The organism is Streptomyces sp. NPDC008313 (assembly GCF_042956125.1).
Lineage (GTDB): Bacteria > Actinomycetota > Actinomycetes > Streptomycetales > Streptomycetaceae > Streptomyces.
The window spans coordinates 251,201-269,540 of the sequence record NZ_JBIBFR010000008.1 but is presented as its reverse complement, the minus strand read 5'-3'; the positions used below and the strand labels follow the sequence as shown (position 1 = coordinate 269,540).

The following is an 18,340-nucleotide window of genomic DNA, read 5'->3' as shown; positions in this document are numbered from 1 at the left end:
GAGATGGCCGCCGTTGTCGCTGATGACCGCGACGTGGAGTGTCGGCATGGGAGTCGACCCCGCCGAAAACGTACTGGTCCGCGGTGTCCGCTGCGACCGCTGATGTCATGCCGATGACGCCTTCCAGTCGGTGGCGGCACCGGCCGAGGGCGCAGACAGGACATCGAGGAGGCTTCCGGCCAGGCTCCTGTCAGGTCATGTCCCTCCCGGCCGGAGCCATGAGAACAGCCCAGCAGGGCGTCAGTCAGTGCCCGAGCCGCGACCACCGGAAACTGAGTATCAGCATCCATGCTCTCCTATCGCCGGGCTGAGGAGATCTTCGAGGAGAACACCCGACTGCTGGCCAACCCCCTCGCCTCACCCGAGGACATCGAGGACCTGGACGGCTGGACTCTCCACCGGCTCCGCCACAGTGCCCTGACGCACGACGCGGCCAAGGACCCGGCCGCGGCCGGCGCGGTCGAGACCGTGATCGATGAAGCCTGCCGGACCCTGCACTCGCCCACGATCCGCTCCCGCTGGGAGGACCTGGCCGCCACCGCGCTGAAGGAACGGGCCACCTTCAAGGCCTTCCTGGCCGACCTGCTGGAAGCCGAGTGCCTCCAGCGCGAGGAACGCAAGAAGGCCCGGCTGGTCCGGGAGGCGAACTTCCCCCGCCCCAAGCGGCTGGAGGACTTCGAGTTCGACAAGAACCCGAACATCGTCCCCGAGCAGGTCAACACCCTCGCCGACCCGGCCTGGGGGAAGGCCGGCCTGCCGCTCTGCCTGACCGGCGACTCCGGCACCGGCAAGTCCCACCTGCTGATCGGGATCGGCACCGCGATCGCCGAGGCTGGTCTGCGGGTCCGCTACACGACCACGGCCAACCTCGTGAACGAGCTGGCCGAGGCCGCGGACGAGAAGAAGCTGAACCGAACGCTGGCCCGCTACGGGCGCGTTGACCTGCTCTGTCTGGACGAGTTCGGCTACCTCGACCTGGACAAGACCGGCGCGAAGCTGCTGTTCCAGGTCTTCACCGAGCGCGAGGAACGACGGGCAGTCGCCATCGCGTCGAACGCTCCGTTCTCGGAGTGGAAGCAGACCTTCACCAACCCGCGGCTCTGCTCGGCGATCGTGGACCGGGTCACCTTCAACGCCCACATCGTCGAGACCGGCACCGACAGCTTCCGCCTGGCCCAGACCCAGGAGAAGCGCCGCCGCAGGAGCTGAGCCTCACACCCCGGACCGAGGCCGACGCCCCAAGGGGGCGTCGGCCTCGGCCAAGTTGGGCCCGACCGTTCTCCGCCGGCCGAACCAATGCCCATGCCCGACGTCCACCGCGGATCGGAGAATCCGACGGTCCCGGCTCGAACACGGGTCGAGATCCTGCGGCCCGTCGAGCCTGTCGGGGGGCCTCCGTCCGGTCCGGATCCGATGCGTTTCACGCTACCGTCCCGGCCCTCCACCACGGCCAGAGAACCCACCCGAACGGGGTGGAGCCTGACTGCGGCCTGGTGGATGTCGGTGCGGTTCCTCGGCCTCCTGGACGACGGCGACGACCTCACCAGCCGCAAACCCCTGCCCGGCCACGTCACCGCCGGGGCGATTCTCGTCGGCCTCGACGGCCGCATCCTGCACGATCTCCACAACGCGATCAAGTGGCCGTCGAGCCGTACGCCAATCCGAACACCCCTCCCTCATTCGGAGTCATTCCAGGGCGGGCTCTTTTGACAGTCGACCGTATGGGCAAGGACGTCGACGACAGATACCACTGGCAGATGCCGCTCGACGAAAGGGACCGTCCATGCGCAAGATCGCTCTCCTGCTCGGTTTGGCACTCTCCGCAAGCGTGACTGCGGCCGCCCCGGCCGCAGCCAACGGCCCCGGCTACCCCCCGAGCAACCAGGCGGTGGTCATCAGCAACGCCTCGACCGGCTTCTACCTGCAGACCGACACTCAGAATGAGAACCGGCCGCAGTACGTCCAGGTGTGGTACCCCTGGCCGCTGGCCAATGAAGGCTCGGGGTCGGTCTGGCGACTCAAGCAGAAGTACGGCGACCACTACGTCATCGAGACCGAACCGATCAAGAACCCGACCCCGGCCTGCCTGACGGTGCCGGACAGCGCGAAGGACAACGGCCCGCTGACCGTGACCAACTGCAACGGCGGTCCGGCACAGGACTGGATCGTCCGCGAGGACGGCACCTCCGAGACCTACACCATCACCCCGGCCGGAGCGAACTTCCGGCAGTGGGCAATCACTTCGCAGTCGCAGAACTACCCCCACCCTGATGTGTACGTGACCCTCAAGCACTTCACCGGAACCAACGCGCCCACCAACATGCGCTGGAAGATCGACCCGAGGTCGGCGGCCTGACCTCCCGGTCAAGGAAGGCTGACAGGTGCGGCGGCCCCGCGCGGCTGCTGCGGACCCGCACCCCTGGGAGAAGCCGACAGAGCCGGATCTGCTGACCCCTCTCGCCATCGGGTGAACGGTGACCCTCTGACGGCGGCTTGCTGCGGAACACCCCCGCTCGAGCAGGGGTGTTCGGGAGAGGGCTCACCCCGGGGCGTCCGTGATCAGGCCCCGGCCGTGTCGCGGACGGCCTCGATCTCGGGCGACCCGTTGGTGACTGCCTGGGCACTGCGGGGGAACATGGCCTGCTCGTACTCGGTGAGCGCCGTCTCGATGTCGTCGGGGTGCGCGGCCAGGGCCGCACCGAGTTCGGCGCCGTCGAGCATGGCCAGGTTGGCTCCCTCGCCGTTGGGCGCCGCGAGGTGCGCGGCGTCGCCGAGCAGGGTCACCCCCGGCACCCGGTCCCACCGGTGCCCGGTCGGCAGGGCGTACAGGGGGCGCAGGACCGGTGTCACATCGCTGTCGGTGATCAGGGCGGTGAGTTCCGTCGCCCAGCCGTCGAACTCCCGCGCGATGCGGGCGGTGGGCGCCGCGCCGTCGGTGAAGTCGACGGAGGCGAACCAGTCCTGCGGCTCGGCCAGCCCCACGTAGACGTGCAGGGTGTCGTCCTTCTCGCGGTGGGCGAAAATCTCCCTGCCCGGTGCGGTGGCGACCAGCATCCCCGCGCCGACCGTCTTCGCCGCGACCGGGTGCCGCGTGACGGCGTCGTACAGGTAGGTCTCCACGACCGACTTGCCGAGGTAGTCGGGAGTGGCGGCGGACAGCAGGGGCCGGACCCGTGACCACGCGCCGTCCGCGCCGACCAGCAGGTCGGTGACCACGGTGTCGCCGTCGGAGAACGCCACTTCGTGGCGGCCCCCGCCGAGGGCACGGACGCGGTCGGCCTTGCGGCCCCACCGCACGGTGTCCGCCGGAAGGGAGTCGAGCAGGATCCTCCGCAGGTCACCGCGGTCCACCTCGGGGCGTCCGCCCGTGCCGTCGTCGGCCCGGTCCAGCACCACGGTCCCGTCCGGCTCGAGGATCCGCATCGCCTGGCGGCCCTCCAGGACGGCGGCGTGGAACGCGTCCGTCAGACCGGCGGCCTCGAGTGCGCGCAGCCCGGTGCAGTCGTGGATGTCGAGCAGTCCGCCCTGCGAGCGCGCCGTCGGGGAGGACTCCGCCTCGTAGACCGTGGCCGGGATGCCGTGGACGTGCAGGACACGGGCCAGGGTGAGCCCGCCGAGTCCGGCGCCGATGATCGTGACGGGGGTGTGCATGGTGGCTCCTTCGGGATGGGCCGCCGGGTGAACTCCGGGGCCGTGTCGAACAATGCCGGGCCGCACCGACATCCGGCCGACGGCACCGACAGGTCACCGACACGTCACCGACACCGCACAGGGACGGTCCGTCAGCGCGCCGAACGCGCGGCGGCTTCGATCGCCGCGGGCCGGAGTTGGGCCGCGCGGATGCGCCGGGTCCCGAACTTCTCCGACCGGTCGAAGGCGTAGATGCCGTTCTGTTCCTGGAAGACGTCGGTCAACTGCGTGGAGCGGTATCCGCACAGGTCCGGGTGGTCGAGCAGTACTCCGACGAGTCCCTCGAGGCGGGCGTGGAAGTGCTCGACGTCGTGCACCCGGTTACCCCCGGGAGGTGGCCTGCGACTGGGGCCGTTCCGCCTCGCCCGGATCCCACCGGATGCCGCCGAACTCGCTGACGAAGAAGGGCTGGCCGCGATGGCCGACGGACCAGGAATCGCCGGTGCCGTACGCGCGGTTCACATAGGGCTCGCCGGCGCCGAGTGCGGCGTGGTTCGCCACGAGCGTGTCCGGGTCCTGTTCGTAGTCGTGGCTGTCGAACACGTCCGACCCGGTGATCCGGTGCGCGTACCCGGAGGTGTCGAGCACCGGACGGGAGGTGTCGTGGGCCTTCGTGGCCAGGAACATCGCGCGCAGCACGTCGTCCAGCACGGTGATCTGGTCCTCGACTCCTGCAGGTCTCGTTCATGGGGCACCAGCCGACGATCGCCGGGTGGGAGTGGTCCCGTTCGAGCACCTCCAGCCACTCCCGGTGTCGCCTGCAGACGGCGCATCGCCTCGGCCGCGCCGATGCCGGCCGCGCAGGCCAGGCCCGTGCCGTCGTAGTAGAACTCGCCCAGTGCCGTGGTGAGGCGATGGGCCTCCTGCGCTGCCGCACGCTCGGTGTCGGTCAGGGACACCCGTTCTGGCATGGGGAACAGCTCGGGCGTCGGTCCGGCAAGGCTCAGCCGCCCCGGTGACCAGCCGCCGAGCGACAGCCGCCGGGGGCACCGGCCGCGGCGAGGGCTCGTGCGCTGTCCGGCTTCCCGGAGACGACGGCTTCCCACAGTGCCGTCACTCCGTCCTGAAGCGCCTGAAGCGCGTCCACATCCACAACCCGGCGGGCCAGTTCCGCAACAGCCTCCGGCGAGCCCGACACCACTGCCCGATGCAGGGGCCGACCCCCGCTCCAGCTGTGCGGATCGGCTCCTTCGTCGAGGCGCCGGCGGATGTCCTCGGCATCCGTCCAGTCCCCGCCCATGCCCGCCCAGCCGTCAACTCTCTGCTGCCACCGCTCCCCCTCCGACCCCTCGCATGCTGTCGTCGGCCCCGCCCGTTGGCATCCCCTCAAGACTGCTGACGCACGACCCTATCACCCCGAACACCTCACGTACGCTAAATATACGTCACTCGTACGCCATTGGTACGCAATGGGGGCGTTTTAAGGGTAGGATAGGAGGTGGAGGTGTCTCATGTCCGAGCTGTTCGACGCGGTCGACGCGCTGATCGCGTCCCGGTCCGCACTGCCGCTGCCGGCCGAGCGCAGGCGGCTTCGCCAGGCTCACGCCCTCACCCTGGATGAAGTGGCCGCCGCCCTGGGCGTGCGGCGGGCGACCGTCGGCGGATGGGAGTCGGGCAAGGCCGAGCCGCGCCCCCCGGAGCGGGAGGCGTACGCGCGCCTGCTGAAGCAGCTCGCCCAGCTCTACCCCGCCCCCCAGGACACCGGCGCCCCGCAGGAAGAGACCGCCAGGGCACACACGCTCACCACGCAGGCGCCCGCAGCACAGGCTCATCCCCCGGCCGGAGCCCCGGAGGCGACGGTCGCATCTGAGACCGAAGAGGCCGCCCACGCCGCCGCCCCAGCGGCTGCTGCCGCACCGGCCGCCGTTTCGCGTCCGCATGCCGCCCCGGCGCCGCAGACCTCGCGCCGCCCGGGCACGAAGAAAGCCGCCCCCGCCGGCACGCCCGTATCCGGAGGTGCGTACACGCACGGCCCACTGCTCGTCCTCGACGCCGACTCCGAGCGGAGGGTGACGGGCTACGGCGTTGGCGGCCTGATCCTGGACGTGCCCGGCAAGTCGCTGCCCGCGCTGGTGGAGTGGACACTCAACGAGGCACAGCTGGGGTCGGAGAAGCTGCACGGCTCGGGCAAGGACGCCGACCCGCTGCTGGTGCTCACCGAGGCGGCGTGCGAGCGCTACGGCCTGCCCGCCGCCCTCTCGGATTCCGAGCGGCTCGCCGGGCGGCTCCCGGAAGGACACAAGGCCGTCAAGCAGCTCCAGCGCGCCGACTGGCGGCTCACCAAGCGCGGGCTGGGGCCGTGGGCGCGGATCTACCGCCCCGCTCAGGGAGGCCACCGCCAGTGCGTGCAGCTGTGCATCCCCTCCTGGCGCGCCCTGGACGGCCGCGCGTGGGGTCATGCCGCGCAGCTTGAGCCGGCGGAGCTGGCCCGGGTGCTGGGTGTGTACGCGGCCCGGGTAATGACGCCGGTCGGCTCCACCGCCGTGACGGGGCTGCACCTGATGACCGCGCTGAACCCGCCGACCCGCGCGAGCGAGCCGGACGCCGACGGCAGGCGGCACCGCGAGCACCGGGCCGGCTCACTGGGCACCGAGCCGGTGGACCCGGCGCCGTGCGAGGCGACTGACGGACACCCCGTCCTGGCCCATCTGCCCCGCTTCCACGTGCGCGGCCCCGACGAGCGGCTGTTCGAGGAGGCCTACGACTGGGCACGGGATCTGACCGATGCCGAATGCATGCAGCGCTACCTGGTCGGCCTCGACGTCAACCTCGCCTTCGGTGCGGCCGCCAACGGCGCCGTCGTCGGCCTTGCTTCACCGCCCGCGCACGTCACCACCCCGGTCTTCGACCCGGCACTGCCCGGCTCCTGGCTGGTCGACCTCTCCCACGTCGACCTCTCCAGGGTGAAGGTCGGCAAGCAGTGGCGCGAGCTCGACGGCGATCTGCTGCCCAGCCCGTTCACGCCGACCGGCGAACGCCCGACGGGGCCGGCCTGGTACGCCACACCCACCGTGGCGTACGCCGTCGAGCTCGGCTACGACGTCGCGCCCGTGGAGGCGTGGGTGCGCCATGAGAGCGGCCGGTTGCTGGACGGCTGGTACAAGCGGCTGCGCGATGCCTACGTCGCCACCATGGCGGACCTCGGCGTCGCGGAGAAGCTGTCCCCGGCGGAGTTCCTGGAGGCGATGGGCGGCTACAAGAGCCGTGATCCGGAGCTGGGGATCGTGGTGGACGCGGTCAAGATGACGGTGAAGGGCGGGATCGGCAAGCTGCAGGAGAAAGCGCGCGGCGGAGGCTGGAAGCCGGGGCAGGCCTGGGCCGCCCTCGCCCGCCCGACCTGGCGGCCGGACATTCGCGCGACCGTCATCTCCCGGGCCCGCACCAACATGCACCGCAAGATGCTCACCCTGGCGGCGGCCACCGGCCGTTACCCGGTCGCGGTCCTGTCCGACTGCGCGGTGTACGCCGCCGACGGACCCAGCCCGCTGGACGTCCTGCCGTACGGTTCCGATGGCAAGACGGTGCCGGGCAGTTTCCGGCTGGGAGTCTCGCCCGGGATGGTCAAGCACGAGGGCACCCAGAGCGTGCTGTGGGGGGCTGACGTCCTCGAACAGCTCGGCGCCGACGGCCATGTCGCCAACCTCGCCCGCTACATCAAGACCGGCGAGGTCACCGCCAAGGACACCGGAGAATAGGAGTACTACGCCGATGGTCACGGTCGGGGAAGAACTCGACAAGGCGGTGCAGGGGGCGTTCACGCGCCCTGTTCCCAAGTCGGCGGGGGCGCAGATGCGCTACCTCGTCCGACAGCACCAGCGCAGCACCCGGCGCGTGGCCGAGCTGCTCGGCATCAGCCAGCGCACCGTCGAACGCTATGTGAAAAACCAGATCAAACAGCCCCGGCCGCAACTCGCCGACCGCCTCGAGCGTGAGGTCCGCGCACGCTGGCAGCCGCAGATCAGGGCGAAGGCGAAACAGGCCGCGGCCACCACGAGCGGCATCATGATCGACGTCCACGCCCGGTTCGGCTACACCGCCGCCCCCGGCAGCACCGACCAGGCCCGCGTACGCCACCTCACCGTCGCCCTGCCGCCCCGCCACGCCGCCCGCCTCCTTGCCGCCCAGGAGGCGGGGGTCGACGAGGACGAGATGCGTCAGGTCGCGGCCGAGGCGCTGGGCGAGGTGTACTTCCGCGACAACGGCCGCCGCGCCCACGGCCTCGAGGTCGAGCTCAAAGACCTCGTCGCCCTCGAGTTCGAGCTGTAGCCGGTCAGTGCGCCGGGACAGGAGGAGGAACAGATGCCGGGGAGAGCTGTGGCAGCAGGGGTGTTTCAGACCGTGCCGCTGGCCGGGGAGCTGACCTCGTCACTCTGGACGGTCTGATCGGGCTGCGCAACGGTGTCGCTCACCTCGGGACAGCGGATGTGGAGGAACGAGGGGCGGAGGGCCCTGACCTGTGACGCTTGCCTTCCCTATCGGTCCCCGGGTGGCCTGTTGCCGTCGGTCCCAGTCCTTCATTCGGTGCCACGGCGCGATCTTGACGCCCCGGCCGCAGCCCAATCGAGCGGACTCCGGACCGTGATCATTTCATCTCGCACGCGGCGAAATCCACCAGCACCGCCGCATTTCACCCGTGGATGACGCGGCACCGACGTCACGGACCGCCTGGCGGACCACCGCGCGCACCGTGGCCGCGTCGAGGGCCTGGAGGCCGCTGCGAGCCAGCGCGGAGAGTCGGCGCGTGAATCAGGCTCCGCGCCGTCGCCGCTACGGCCGGCGACGGCGATCGGGGCACGCTGGGACAGGCCGTAGTCGAGCGCGGGCGCGCAGTCGGGGTCACTGTCTCAGGTGCGAGACGTCTCGATGCCGGCGGTGACCGCCCCGTGGATCGCTGCGAGTGAGCGGGCGACGTCGAGCAGCCGACACGCCTGCGCGCGGCTGATGTCGAGCTCCGCGGCGCAGTACGACTCCCAGCTGCCGTGCCCGAGCGGCAGCCAGGCACGGGCGGCGGCACCCCAACCCGGCTTGATGCCCTGTCCCGCTTGGCGTGCCACTGCGCCAGTGCGTCAACTTCACCCGTGGCCGATTCACTCTGAGCAGAGACAACCGCAAAGGATCAACGGGGACTTCCGGCCATGACGGGGCGGGCTGGAGGGAGTTGAGAGGCGTGTGTGGCGACCGAGGCCGCCTTGACCTCCTGCATGACGGCGTGGAGGGAGTGGTTTTTTGGGGGGCGGATCCGGCAAACGTGCCTTCCGGGATTGGCCAGACTCCCCTACTGATCACTTTACGTATCAGCTTGGATGCGATGCGCTACGTGATGTTTCGGCTCCGCCACGGCGCGCACTGTGCGGCCGGCCGGCGGCGCATTCCAGAAGCGTTCGAGGGGAAGAACCATGACCACACCTCCCGCTGCTCCGCTCCGCGTCGCCCTGGTCAACGGCAGCTTCGAACAGCCCGCCGTGACCGGTTACGAGATCCTGCCGGACGCCTCGCAGACGGCGTCCAAGCGGGTCCCCGGCTGGCTCACCACCGCCTCCGACCACAAGATCGAGCTGTGGCATTCGGGCTTTCAGGGAGTGCCGGCAGCCGACGGTGCCCAGTTCGCCGAACTCAACGCGAACGAGGTCTCCACGCTCTACCAGGACCTGCCGACCACGCCCGGTACGAAGCTGTACTGGCGGCTGTACCATCGTGGCCGCCAGGGGGACGACACCATGGCACTGGACATCGGTGCGCCGGGCTCCATGGCGGAGCAGAGGCGCTTCACCGACGGCAACACCGCCTGGGGCTACTACACCGGCATCTACACCGTCCCGGCCGGCCAGACCCTGACACGCTTCGCCTTCCGCTCCATCTCGGCCGCCGGCGGCAACCGCAGTATGGGCAACTTCCTGGACGGCATCTTCTTCGGCACCGCTCCCTACGTGGAACTCGCCAAGACCGCCATCCCCGCGGGGCCGCTGGAGGTGGGCGACGTCGTCACCTACCGCATCACCGCCAAGAACGAAGGCGGCGGCGGAGCCGAGAACCTCATCGTGAGCGACGTCATCCCGCAGGGCACGACGTACCTGCCCGGCTCCCTGCGTATCGTCGACGGTCCGAACGCCGGAGTGAAGAGCGACGCGGAAGGTGACGACCAGGCGTACTACGATGCCGCGGCGAACAAGGTGGTCGTCCATCTCGGCAACGGCGCCACCGCCGCGGACGGGGGCACCCTGCCCAGCACCGAAACGCTGCCGGCAGGTACCACGGTGGAGTACCGGACCGTCATCGACCGGGCCGCCGGCGGCAAGCAGATCAGCAACACCGCAACCGCCTCCTACGAGAATCGGCTCGGTGACACGCCGGAGCCCCTGACATCCACCTCCAACGAGCAGGTCACACAGGTCAAGCCGGCGGCCGACCTGACCATGACGAAGGCAGCCGACGCCACCACCGTCACCGTCGGCCAGACCGTGACGTACCGCATCACCGTCCACAACGCCGGCCCGAACGACGCCACCGGTGTGACCGTCACCGACCAGCTCCCCGACGGCCTCACCTTCCTGTCCGCCGACGGCACGCCCGGAAGCTATGACCCGGCCGCCGGGCAGTGGACCGTGGGTGACCTGGCCGACGGCGCCACCGCCCGCCTCGTACTGCGGGCCAAGGCCACCGAAGCCGGCCTGGTCAGCAACACCGCCACCGCCACCGGCAACGAAAAGGATCCCGACACCACCAACAACACCGACACCGTCAGCGTCTGCGTCGAACGGGCCCCCTCCTGCTGCGACCCCTGCGCCAGTCAGGGATAGTCCCCGGCCAATCGCCGCGAGGACTACTGCCAACCGCTGCTCCCGGCGGGCGCCGCGACGAGCTCGCCCCTGTAGAGGTACGCGGCTCGGGAGCAGGCCCCCAAAGGCCCTGCTCCCGAGCCGACAAATCCGTCATCCGCATGCTGCTGCAGGCCTTGGTCCTTGATCCTGGACGCACGAGACACTGGATCCTGAGGATCTGAGAACGGACATCTCGTGGTCATGAAGGACTATCCGCCGCAGTTCAAGGCGGACGCGGTCGCGTTGTACCGGTCGCGGCCCGAGGTGACGGTCAGGCAGGTCGCCGCTGATCTGGGGATAGACCCCGAGACCCTGCGGAACTGGGTGCGGGCGGCGGGAGCGAGCCGGTCCCGGGGGCGCCGGGCAAAGGTGCCGGCCGAGCCGCCGACGCCGTTGGAGGCGGAGAACGCCGCTCTACGGAAGAAGGTGCGTGAGCTGGAGGAAGAGCGCGTCCTGCGGAAGGCGGCGAAGTATTTCGCCGGGGAGACGCGCTGTGAACCGCTTCCAGTTCGTCGCCGACCACCAGCGCCGCTACGGCGTGAAGCGGCTGTGCACCATCCTGGGCATCGCCCGCTCCAGCTTCTACTACTGGCGCCACACGGCTGCGGACCGGGCCGCCCGGCAGGCGGCCGACGCCGCTCTCGCCGCACGGATACAGGCCGTGCACCGCGAGCCGGACGGCACCTACGGCGTCCCCAGGATCACCGCCGAGCTCCGCGAGGCGGGCGAGCGCGTCAACCACAAGCGGATCGCGCGCGTGATGCGGGGTGCCGGTCTGGCGGGCGTGCGTTTGCGCCGCAGACACCGCACCACTGTTGCGGACCGGGTCGCAGCGAAGGCCCCGGACCTCATCGGCCGCGACTTCACCGCAGGCAAGCCGAACACGAAGTACGTCGGCGACATCACCTATCTCCCCGTGGACGGCGGGAGGTTCCTCTATCTGGCCACCGTCATCGATCTCGCCTCACGGCGCCTTGCCGGCTGGGCGATCGCGGATCACATGCGCACCGATCCCGTCACCGACGCCCTGGCCGCCGCCGAACAAACCCGCGGCAGCCTCGCCGGGGCGGTCCTGCACACCGATCACGGCGCCCAGTACACCAGCCGGGCCTTCGCCGACGCCTGCCGCAAGGCCGGCGTCCGCCAGTAGATGAGCACGATCGGCTTGCCAGGGCCGAACGATTTACAGTCCCGGCAGCGGAACTGGGCGCCGATGCTGGTTGCCGGCGCTCGGCATGTCGGCCGGCGCCGGGTCGGTGACAATGGATGGGCGACAGTGATCCGTACGGGTCCCACCACGTGCGGCGGTCACAGGGCAGGTGACGATGTGGCATCCGACTCCGGCTGTGGATCCTCCGCGTCCGAAACCGGCTTCCCGTTCGTCGGCAGGCAGCGGGAACTCAACCAGGTCCTCGACGTGCTGGCACACCCCCCGGCCGTCCTGCTGGTTGAGGGGGAAGCGGGGGCCGGTAAGTCGCGTCTGGTCCACGAAACCGTCACCGCGCTGGCCCCCGAGGGGCGACCGGTGCTGGTCGGCCTGTGCCACCCGCTGCACGAGCCGCTTGCCCTCGGCCCTGTGGTCGACGCACTTGGCAAGGCGGGTCCGTGGCTTCCGCGGACCGCTGACATGCCGCCCACAGTCGGCGCGCTCGCGCCGCTGCTGCCAGATCTAGCCGGGCGACTGCCACCCGTACCCGCTGTTCCCGAAGGGGGACAAGCCGTCAGGCACCAGCGCATCCAGGGAGTGCGTTCCTTCCTGGAGATGCTCGGTCCCACGGTGCTGGTGGTCGAGGACCTGCACTGGGTCGACGACGCCACACGGGAACTGCTCCTCCTGCTCGCCCGCGACCTGCCGGCGAATCTCAGTATCCTGCTGACCTACCGCGCGGAGGACATCGCGTCCAGCGGCCACGTTCTCGGCTCCGCCTACCGCAGGCCGCCCGGAACCCACGGAGCCACGATCCACCTCGGCCCGCTGGCCGAGTCGGCTGTGCGGGACATGGCCGCAGCAGCGCTCGGCCACGACGTCGCCCCGCACCTGGTGCACGTGCTCTACCACCGCAGTGAGGGCCTTCCGCTCATTGCGGAGGAAGACCTCCTCACCCTGAGTGAGCGGGTCCGGCAGGGCGCCCCTGCCAGTGCCGAGGTGTTTGCCGCCGACCTCCAACACGCGTCAGTGCCGACAGTGCTGCGCGAGGCCATGAGCGAACGCGTGGCGAACCTGTCGCCGCCCGGGGCCGCGATCGTGGAGGCCGCGGCCGTGCTGGCGGTCCCGTCCTCCGAGAACCTCCTCACTCAGGTCGCGGGACTGGAGGCGGACGAGGGGAGCAAAAGCCTTACAGAGGCGCTGAGGACCTTCGCGCTCCACGAGAGCCGACCGACGCGCTACACCTTTCGGCACGTACTCGCGCAGCAGGCGGTGTACGAGAGCATCCCCGGGCCCCGGCGGCAGCTATTGCACCAGCGTGCGCTCGGCATCCTCCGGGCGCAGACGCCTCAGCCGCTCATGCAGATCGCGCACCACACACTGGCCCTCGGTGACCGAGACGGGTGGCTGACCTGGGCCGAGTCCGCAGCCGACCAGGCCATCGAGATCGGGGACGCCGGCACCGCCACCACGGTGCTCCACGACATCCTCGCCCAGCCGCGCCTCAGAGGGGATCTGCGGAGTCGTGCCGCTCTGGCCCTCGCCCGGATCGCCACGCAAGGCGTCGACACCGTCAACAGCGAACGGGTCCTCGCTCGCATCCTCGCCGATCCACATCTGCCCACCACCGACCGAGGCGAGGTCCGCCTGGCACTGGGCATGCTCAGGGTCGTGCAGGCAGGCGACAGGACCGGCTACCTGGAGATCGAGCAGGCGTCCGTCGAGCTCGCCGGCCGGCCAGGCCGGGCGGTGCGGGCCATGACGGTCCTCGCCATCAACGAGCGGGACGGCGCCTCGGAGCGTGCGGGCATGTGGTTGGACCGTGCGGAAGAAATCCTTCGGCGAAACCACGACGAGGTGGCCCGGGCCGCTGTCCGAGCCGCCCGGCTCACCCTGCTGGCCAGAGCCGGAGACCCGTCCGTATGGCCCATGATCGCGGAACTGCCCCGGCAGGCCGATGACCTGGAGATTCTCAGGCACACCACACGCGCCCTCTACAATGTCGGGGATCTTGCCATCGAGCTGGGCCACGATCGGCGTGCCGCGGAGCTCCTCTCGGAGAGCCTGGAACTTGGCAGGCAGGCAGGCCACCAGTACCTGGACTTCTACGTACGCATCGACCTGCTGCGCCTGGAAGCACTTGCGGGCCGGTGGACAGGCCTCGAACAGCGCTTCGCCGAGCTCAGCGCCGAGATTCCGGACCTCGCCATGGAGTCCGACGAGGAGGCACTGACGCTGGGAGCCCTGGCCGCAGCCCGCGGGCAGCACGACCAGGCTCTGACATACTTCGCCAGGGCATTCGACGCCGGGGAGAAGGAGGGGCAGGTCACCATCCTGCTCAGGGCCGCCTCGGGCGAGGCGGCGGTCAGGCTCGCCCAGAACCGGCCTCGGGACGCATGGACGAGCGTCACGTCCGCCGTATCGGAGTTGCGTGCGACGGGAGCGTGGGCACGGGGTACGGGCCTTGTTCCCGTGGCGGTCGAGGCAGCCCTGGCCTGCGAGGACCGCTCGGCGGCGCAGCGGCTCGTGGACGACGCGGCTGCCGGCCTCGTGGACAAGGACGCGCCCGCTGCCGCCGCTGAACTCCAGGTGGCTCGCGGGGTGCTGCTCCGCGGTTGCGACGATATCGCCGCGGCAGAGTCCTTCGACCGGGCCCGCGCGGCGTGGGATGACATGGGACGCCCCTACGAGCGCGCCAGGGCGGATGAGCGCATTGCGGGCGCGGTCGCCGACACCGACGGTGGACAGGCAGCCAGCCGCCTCGACCGGTGCATGGAGGAGTACGACCGGCTCGGCGCGACCTCCGACAGCGCCCGCTGCCGGCGCACCCTGCGGGAAATCGGCTGGTCCCGCCCCTCGCCGCGTGGCCGGCGCGGTTACGGCGAGCAGCTGTCCCCACGCGAACGTGAAGTCGCCGATCTACTGGCCCAGGGCCTGTCCAACCCGGCCATCGCACAAGCGCTCTTCCTCTCGCCCCGGACCGTCGAGCATCACGTTGCGCGGGTGCTCCGCAAGCTGCGAGTCACCAGGGACCAAGTCCACTCAGCGGCGCAGCGACGGTATTAGCCTTCCATCCGCGTTCGCAGCCGGCCGGACCACACGAGCCGACCGCATCCCCACCATTCAGCATCACGAATAGGTACACATACGCATTGATATGCTACTCATCGGTCGGCTTGGCTGGACACAGAAGCGCTGCCCGCGGACACAGTCCGCAGTGTCAGTCCCCCTCACCATCGGAGCCGGCCATGGCACACATCCATCTGTGCAAACCCCTGACCGGGGCTCCTACTGCCGTCTACCTGCGGTGCCACCCCTACGACAGATGGCAGATGGCTCTGCACCGCACGGCCCTGCTGCAACACGCCGAGAACCTGTCGCTTCCCACACCTGACATATTCTTCGACAACGGCTGCCTCTCCAGAGCACCGCTTCCCCAGCTGGACAGGCTACTCAGCGCCATCGAAGCCGACTACTACAAGGTGCTGCTGCTGCCCGGGCCTTTCGTCCTGTCCCTGGACGACCGCAAGGCCCGGGACCTCACCCGGTGGATCAGGAGCCGTGGCTGCCAGGTCGAGGAACTGCCCGCAACGCACCCCCAGGAGGGCATCAGCCCTCCCCACGCAGTTGCACGACCGGAACGCGCTCCCGGACGCCTTCCCTGTCGTGTGTCCAATTGACATCCTCCCCGCCCTGAAGGGAGAGGATTCCTGGCTCAGGCTGCCTCCGGGAGCAGCGCTCCCGGGGGTCTCACGCCCTCGGCACCAGCCGGGTTGAGACCAGCCCGGACCAGCATCACGCGGGCGGAGTTCTTGTCCCTGGGGGGACAGGCGTGCACATTAGAGTCAGTCCTTTGACCCGAGACCAGACCATGAACCACGAAGAGCAATACGCGAACTATGTCGGATTCAGCGGAACTCATGAAAACCACCGTCCACGCCCCGTAAACCCGCAGGTCACACAGTCTGCTCCCCGCACCCGCGGGGATGGTCCCCGGGGAGCGACTGGGGAATCCCGTAGGCATCGCTGCTCCCCGCACCCGCGGGGATGGTCCCCTGCTGAGCCCCGTGTGGTGGGGCGGTGGCCACTGCTCCCCGCACCCGCGGGGATGGTCCCGCCCCGTCGCGGACACCGCCCTGCCGCTCGTACTGCTCCCCGCACCCGCGGGGATGGTCCCTCCGCACGGATGTTACAACGGCTAAGGCACTTCTGCTCCCCGCACCCGCGGGGATGGTCCCGGCGGCCCGGACGCCGCCTGCTGCTGCCAGCACTGCTCCCCGCACCTGCGGGGATGGTCCCTGCGACGGCCCCCCGCGCACGCAGGCGGAGCACTGCTCCCCGCACCCGCGGGGATGATCCCCCTTCGATCACATAATCCACACGTGTCGCAGTCCTGCTCCCCGCACCCGCGGGGATGGTCCCGACGCTGCCTGAGCGAGCACACGCAGACGCGGCTGCTCCCCGCACCCGCGGGGATGGTCCCGGCAACGCCGGCTCGGCCCGGTGCACGCTGGTCTGCTCCCCGCACCCGCGGGGATGGTCCCAGGTAGGTGTCTTCGTCGAGTCCGAGGGCTTCCTGCTCCCCGCACCCGCGGGGATGGTCCCCCATGCCCCGCGACCTCCACATCACCCCCTGGCTGCTCCCCGCACCCGCGGGGATGGTCCCACCCGCGTGCTGGACTGCCAGTCGTTGCCGATCTGCTCCCCGCACCCGCGGGGATGGTCCCGACGCCGTGGTCAACGGCGACACCGCAGTGGACTGTTCCCCGCACCCGCGGGGATGGTCCCTCGGACCACACCTGCCCGCGGTGTCAACGGTTCCTGAATCTTGGTTCTGGATCACTTTCCGTGCTCAGGCCACGGAGGGTCACCACAACCGCGATCATGAACGGCCTCGTGCCGCAAGGAGGATCCGCTTGCGGAGCTGCAGAGCCTGGGAGCGGAGGCCCCGAGCGTGTGTATGCCGGTGTTGAGGTCTCACGGGGGCTGGACTCTGGACCAGTCATCGGCTTCGCCCTGTCCGTCGGCGTTGTTCCCTGCGGTCACGACGGTGCCGTCGGCACGCAGGCCGAGGGTGTGCGTAGCACCGGCCGCCACGGCGACGATGTCGCGCCAATCGCCGACTTCGCACTGCCCGTAGCTGTTGTCTCCCGCTGCGAGGACCCGCCCGGACGCTGTGGCTCCGACGGTGTGGTAGCTGCCGGCGTCGAGTGCCACGACGTCTTCCCACTCATCGACCTCGCACGCCCCGGTTGCCCGGTCTCCAGTCGCTACTGCCCGCCCGTCGGCTCTGAGGCCGACGGTATGGAGATACCCAGCCGAAATAGCGGCCAGGTCACGCCACTCTTCAACGGCACACTGCCGTCGTCGGTTGTTCCCCGCAGCCAGTGCGGAGCCGTCCGACCGGACGCCGACCGAGTGCCAGTCACCGCACGAGAGGACGACCATCTCGCGCCAGGACTGCACGTCGCACTGTCCTTCTGAACTCCGGCCGACCGCCAGCACGCGGCCGTTCGCGAGCAGCCCGAGCGTGCGGCGCCAGCCCGCGGCCACAGCCGTGACGCCTCGCCATCCGGCGACATCACATTGCCCATCGCCGTTCCACCCCGTTGCCAGCACCGACCCGTCCGAACGGAGTCCCACCGTATGAGACCGGCCCGTGTTCGTCGCGGCATGGACGTTGCCGGCTGACACCGCGACGACGTCTTCCCAACGCTCGACTCGACATTCCGCGTGTGCGGAATTGCCCACGGCGAGAACGGTGCCATCCCAGCGACGTCCGACCGAATGACGCCTTCCGGCCGCCAGCGCCGACGAGTTGGCGCGCATCGCATTCCTCCCCTCCTTGTGTTTGACGTGACTCCGCGATACAGGGCTTCACCGTACGTGGTCTGGTGCCGCCGTCTGCGGTGTCGGCCCTGCAGTCCAGCGGTCTGCGTCAGTTGTACGACACGGCGTCGGCCGCGGCCGGCTCCCTCGCGGTTGAGTATGGCGTTCGCGCGCGGTGGCCCGCAGGTTCCGCGCGACCTCGCATGGATCTCAAACATCTGCTGGGCCGACCTGCGCGACAGACAGAGAAGGCGGCCCGAGAGATCTTGATCAGATCATCATACTCACCGAATCTTCGGGAAGTAGGCTGCGGCCCGGCTTGCTGCTGTCACTCAATCCAACGGGCTGCGGCCTCATAGGTAGTGGCCGGCGTGCTGTTGAACGCGATGGCCGCATCGGGTGCATGCCGTCGGATCAGATTGATCACCTGCTCGAGGAGTTCGGCTTGATCGTCTGAGTGCCGCAGGCCACCGCCGACGATGACGCACTCCCACGGACGCGCTCGCAGCGCGTTTCCGACTACCGCCTCCACGTCGTCACTTCCGTCAAGACCGATGAGGCAGGTCTCGACGCCCACGCCGTGTTCGGCGAATCTCGCGAGTCCCGCCTCGATCGCTGTGGTCCGGGCACCCGATACGGATCAAGCCCGATGACGAGGACGCGAGGTGAACCTGTGGTGTCCATATCTGAACTGTACACGTCGTACGACACGCCATTCAGAATGTGATACCCAAGGCGGAATGGCAACCGATCCACAGTCTTCACCGTCCCTCCGCCGAAAACCCGTCAGAGCGCAGAAATGCCCAGCAGCACAGTGCGCCCGTCTGTGGCAGCAATGAGAAGTCACGCCAATAAC

Annotated in this window: 14 protein-coding genes, 2 pseudogenes and 1 CRISPR repeat array; of the genes and pseudogenes, 9 read left to right on the top strand and 7 right to left on the bottom strand. The window is 69.7% G+C overall.

Translation table 11 applies throughout. The features are described 5' to 3' along the window. The first annotated feature begins 288 nt into the window (after positions 1 to 288). The 3 genes from istB (at position 289) to ACFY93_RS13515 (ending at position 2,356) form a co-directional block, all read left to right on the top strand. Positions 289 to 1,209 (top strand): IS21-like element helper ATPase IstB, encoded by a 921-nt coding sequence (gene istB / locus ACFY93_RS13525; protein ID WP_391357312.1) that lies wholly within the window; start codon positions 289 to 291, stop codon positions 1,207 to 1,209. A gap of 288 nt (positions 1,210 to 1,497) precedes the next feature. After that, the gene (locus ACFY93_RS13520; protein ID WP_391357309.1) at positions 1,498 to 1,710 is read left to right on the top strand and encodes a hypothetical protein; all 213 of its coding nucleotides are present in this window, start codon (positions 1,498 to 1,500) and stop codon (positions 1,708 to 1,710) included. 73 nt (positions 1,711 to 1,783) lie between these two features. Further along, complete coding sequence (locus tag ACFY93_RS13515) at positions 1,784 to 2,356, top strand: hypothetical protein (protein WP_391357306.1); 573 nt, start codon at positions 1,784 to 1,786, stop codon at positions 2,354 to 2,356. 203 nt (positions 2,357 to 2,559) lie between these two features. Here the strand turns inward: ACFY93_RS13515 and ACFY93_RS13510 are convergent, their stop codons facing one another. The 3 genes from ACFY93_RS13510 to ACFY93_RS13500 form a co-directional block, all read right to left on the bottom strand. After that, positions 2,560 to 3,651: an FAD-dependent monooxygenase gene (locus ACFY93_RS13510; RefSeq protein WP_391357304.1), complete on the bottom strand. Its 1,092-nt coding sequence runs from the start codon at positions 3,649 to 3,651 to the stop codon at positions 2,560 to 2,562. A gap of 131 nt (positions 3,652 to 3,782) precedes the next feature. Further along, entirely contained in the window at positions 3,783 to 4,007 is a 225-nt protein-coding gene (locus tag ACFY93_RS13505) for a hypothetical protein (protein WP_391357302.1), read from the bottom strand. Positions 4,008 to 4,011: 4 nt separating this feature from the next. Beyond that, positions 4,012 to 4,341 (bottom strand): hypothetical protein, encoded by a 330-nt coding sequence (locus tag ACFY93_RS13500; protein WP_391357299.1) that lies wholly within the window; start codon positions 4,339 to 4,341, stop codon positions 4,012 to 4,014. Between the two features lie 800 nt (positions 4,342 to 5,141). On the opposite strand from ACFY93_RS13500, the gene tap reads away from it, so the two are divergent. Together tap and tpg are read left to right on the top strand one after the other, a co-directional pair. Beyond that, positions 5,142 to 7,385 carry a telomere-associated protein Tap gene (gene tap, locus ACFY93_RS13495; protein ID WP_391357297.1) on the top strand — a complete coding sequence of 748 codons (2,244 nt, stop codon included), beginning with the start codon at positions 5,142 to 5,144 and terminating at the stop codon, positions 7,383 to 7,385. A gap of 13 nt (positions 7,386 to 7,398) precedes the next feature. Continuing rightward, positions 7,399 to 7,956: a telomere-protecting terminal protein Tpg gene (gene tpg / locus ACFY93_RS13490; RefSeq protein WP_391357295.1), complete on the top strand. Its 558-nt coding sequence runs from the start codon at positions 7,399 to 7,401 to the stop codon at positions 7,954 to 7,956. Positions 7,957 to 8,534: 578 nt separating this feature from the next. Here tpg and ACFY93_RS13485 read toward each other — a convergent pair. Further along, complete coding sequence (locus ACFY93_RS13485) at positions 8,535 to 8,744, bottom strand: hypothetical protein (RefSeq protein ID WP_391357292.1); 210 nt, start codon at positions 8,742 to 8,744, stop codon at positions 8,535 to 8,537. 342 nt (positions 8,745 to 9,086) lie between these two features. Between ACFY93_RS13485 and ACFY93_RS13480 the strand changes: the two genes are divergently transcribed. From ACFY93_RS13480 to ACFY93_RS13465, 4 genes and pseudogenes are all read left to right on the top strand, one after another. Next, on the top strand, positions 9,087 to 10,487 hold the full coding sequence (locus tag ACFY93_RS13480) for an isopeptide-forming domain-containing fimbrial protein (protein ID WP_391357290.1): 1,401 nt from the start codon (positions 9,087 to 9,089) through the stop codon (positions 10,485 to 10,487). Between the two features lie 216 nt (positions 10,488 to 10,703). Continuing rightward, a pseudogene (locus ACFY93_RS13475) lies at positions 10,704 to 11,649 on the top strand (IS3 family transposase); the annotation flags it as partial. A gap of 186 nt (positions 11,650 to 11,835) precedes the next feature. Continuing rightward, a complete protein-coding gene (locus ACFY93_RS13470; protein ID WP_391357287.1) occupies positions 11,836 to 14,721 on the top strand; it encodes an AAA family ATPase in 2,886 nt (961 codons plus the stop codon). Between the two features lie 182 nt (positions 14,722 to 14,903). Continuing rightward, positions 14,904 to 15,335 carry a hypothetical protein gene (locus ACFY93_RS13465; RefSeq protein WP_391357285.1) on the top strand — a complete coding sequence of 144 codons (432 nt, stop codon included), beginning with the start codon at positions 14,904 to 14,906 and terminating at the stop codon, positions 15,333 to 15,335. A gap of 285 nt (positions 15,336 to 15,620) precedes the next feature. Further along, positions 15,621 to 16,443: direct repeats of the CRISPR family, unit length 29 nt; unit sequence CTGCTCCCCGCACCCGCGGGGATGGTCCC. Positions 16,444 to 16,632: 189 nt separating this feature from the next. On the opposite strand, the gene ACFY93_RS13460 is transcribed toward ACFY93_RS13465, so the two are convergent. From ACFY93_RS13460 to ACFY93_RS13450, 3 genes and pseudogenes are all read right to left on the bottom strand, one after another. Further along, complete coding sequence (locus ACFY93_RS13460) at positions 16,633 to 17,484, bottom strand: RCC1 domain-containing protein (protein ID WP_391357283.1); 852 nt, start codon at positions 17,482 to 17,484, stop codon at positions 16,633 to 16,635. An 80-nt stretch (positions 17,485 to 17,564) separates the two neighbouring features. Further along, a pseudogene (locus ACFY93_RS13455) lies at positions 17,565 to 17,702 on the bottom strand (IS3 family transposase); the annotation flags it as partial. Positions 17,703 to 17,812: 110 nt separating this feature from the next. Beyond that, complete coding sequence (locus tag ACFY93_RS13450) at positions 17,813 to 18,061, bottom strand: hypothetical protein (RefSeq protein ID WP_391357280.1); 249 nt, start codon at positions 18,059 to 18,061, stop codon at positions 17,813 to 17,815. Between the last annotated feature and the right edge of the window lie 279 nt (positions 18,062 to 18,340).

Excerpts from the sequence above, each read along its gene's own strand:
- ACFY93_RS13520 (WP_391357309.1), top strand. The coding sequence starts at position 1,498 with ATGTCGGTGCGGTTCCTCGGCCTCCTGGACGACGGCGACGACCTCACC.
- tpg (WP_391357295.1), top strand. The coding sequence starts at position 7,399 with ATGGTCACGGTCGGGGAAGAACTCGACAAGGCGGTGCAGGGGGCGTTC.
- tap (WP_391357297.1), top strand. The coding sequence starts at position 5,142 with ATGTCCGAGCTGTTCGACGCGGTCGACGCGCTGATCGCGTCCCGGTCC.
- ACFY93_RS13480 (WP_391357290.1), top strand. The coding sequence starts at position 9,087 with ATGACCACACCTCCCGCTGCTCCGCTCCGCGTCGCCCTGGTCAACGGC.
- istB (WP_391357312.1), top strand. The coding sequence starts at position 289 with ATGCTCTCCTATCGCCGGGCTGAGGAGATCTTCGAGGAGAACACCCGA.
- ACFY93_RS13515 (WP_391357306.1), top strand. The coding sequence starts at position 1,784 with ATGCGCAAGATCGCTCTCCTGCTCGGTTTGGCACTCTCCGCAAGCGTG.
- ACFY93_RS13465 (WP_391357285.1), top strand. The coding sequence starts at position 14,904 with ATGGCACACATCCATCTGTGCAAACCCCTGACCGGGGCTCCTACTGCC.
- ACFY93_RS13510 (WP_391357304.1), bottom strand. The coding sequence starts at position 3,651 with ATGCACACCCCCGTCACGATCATCGGCGCCGGACTCGGCGGGCTCACC.
- ACFY93_RS13460 (WP_391357283.1), bottom strand. The coding sequence starts at position 17,484 with ATGCGCGCCAACTCGTCGGCGCTGGCGGCCGGAAGGCGTCATTCGGTC.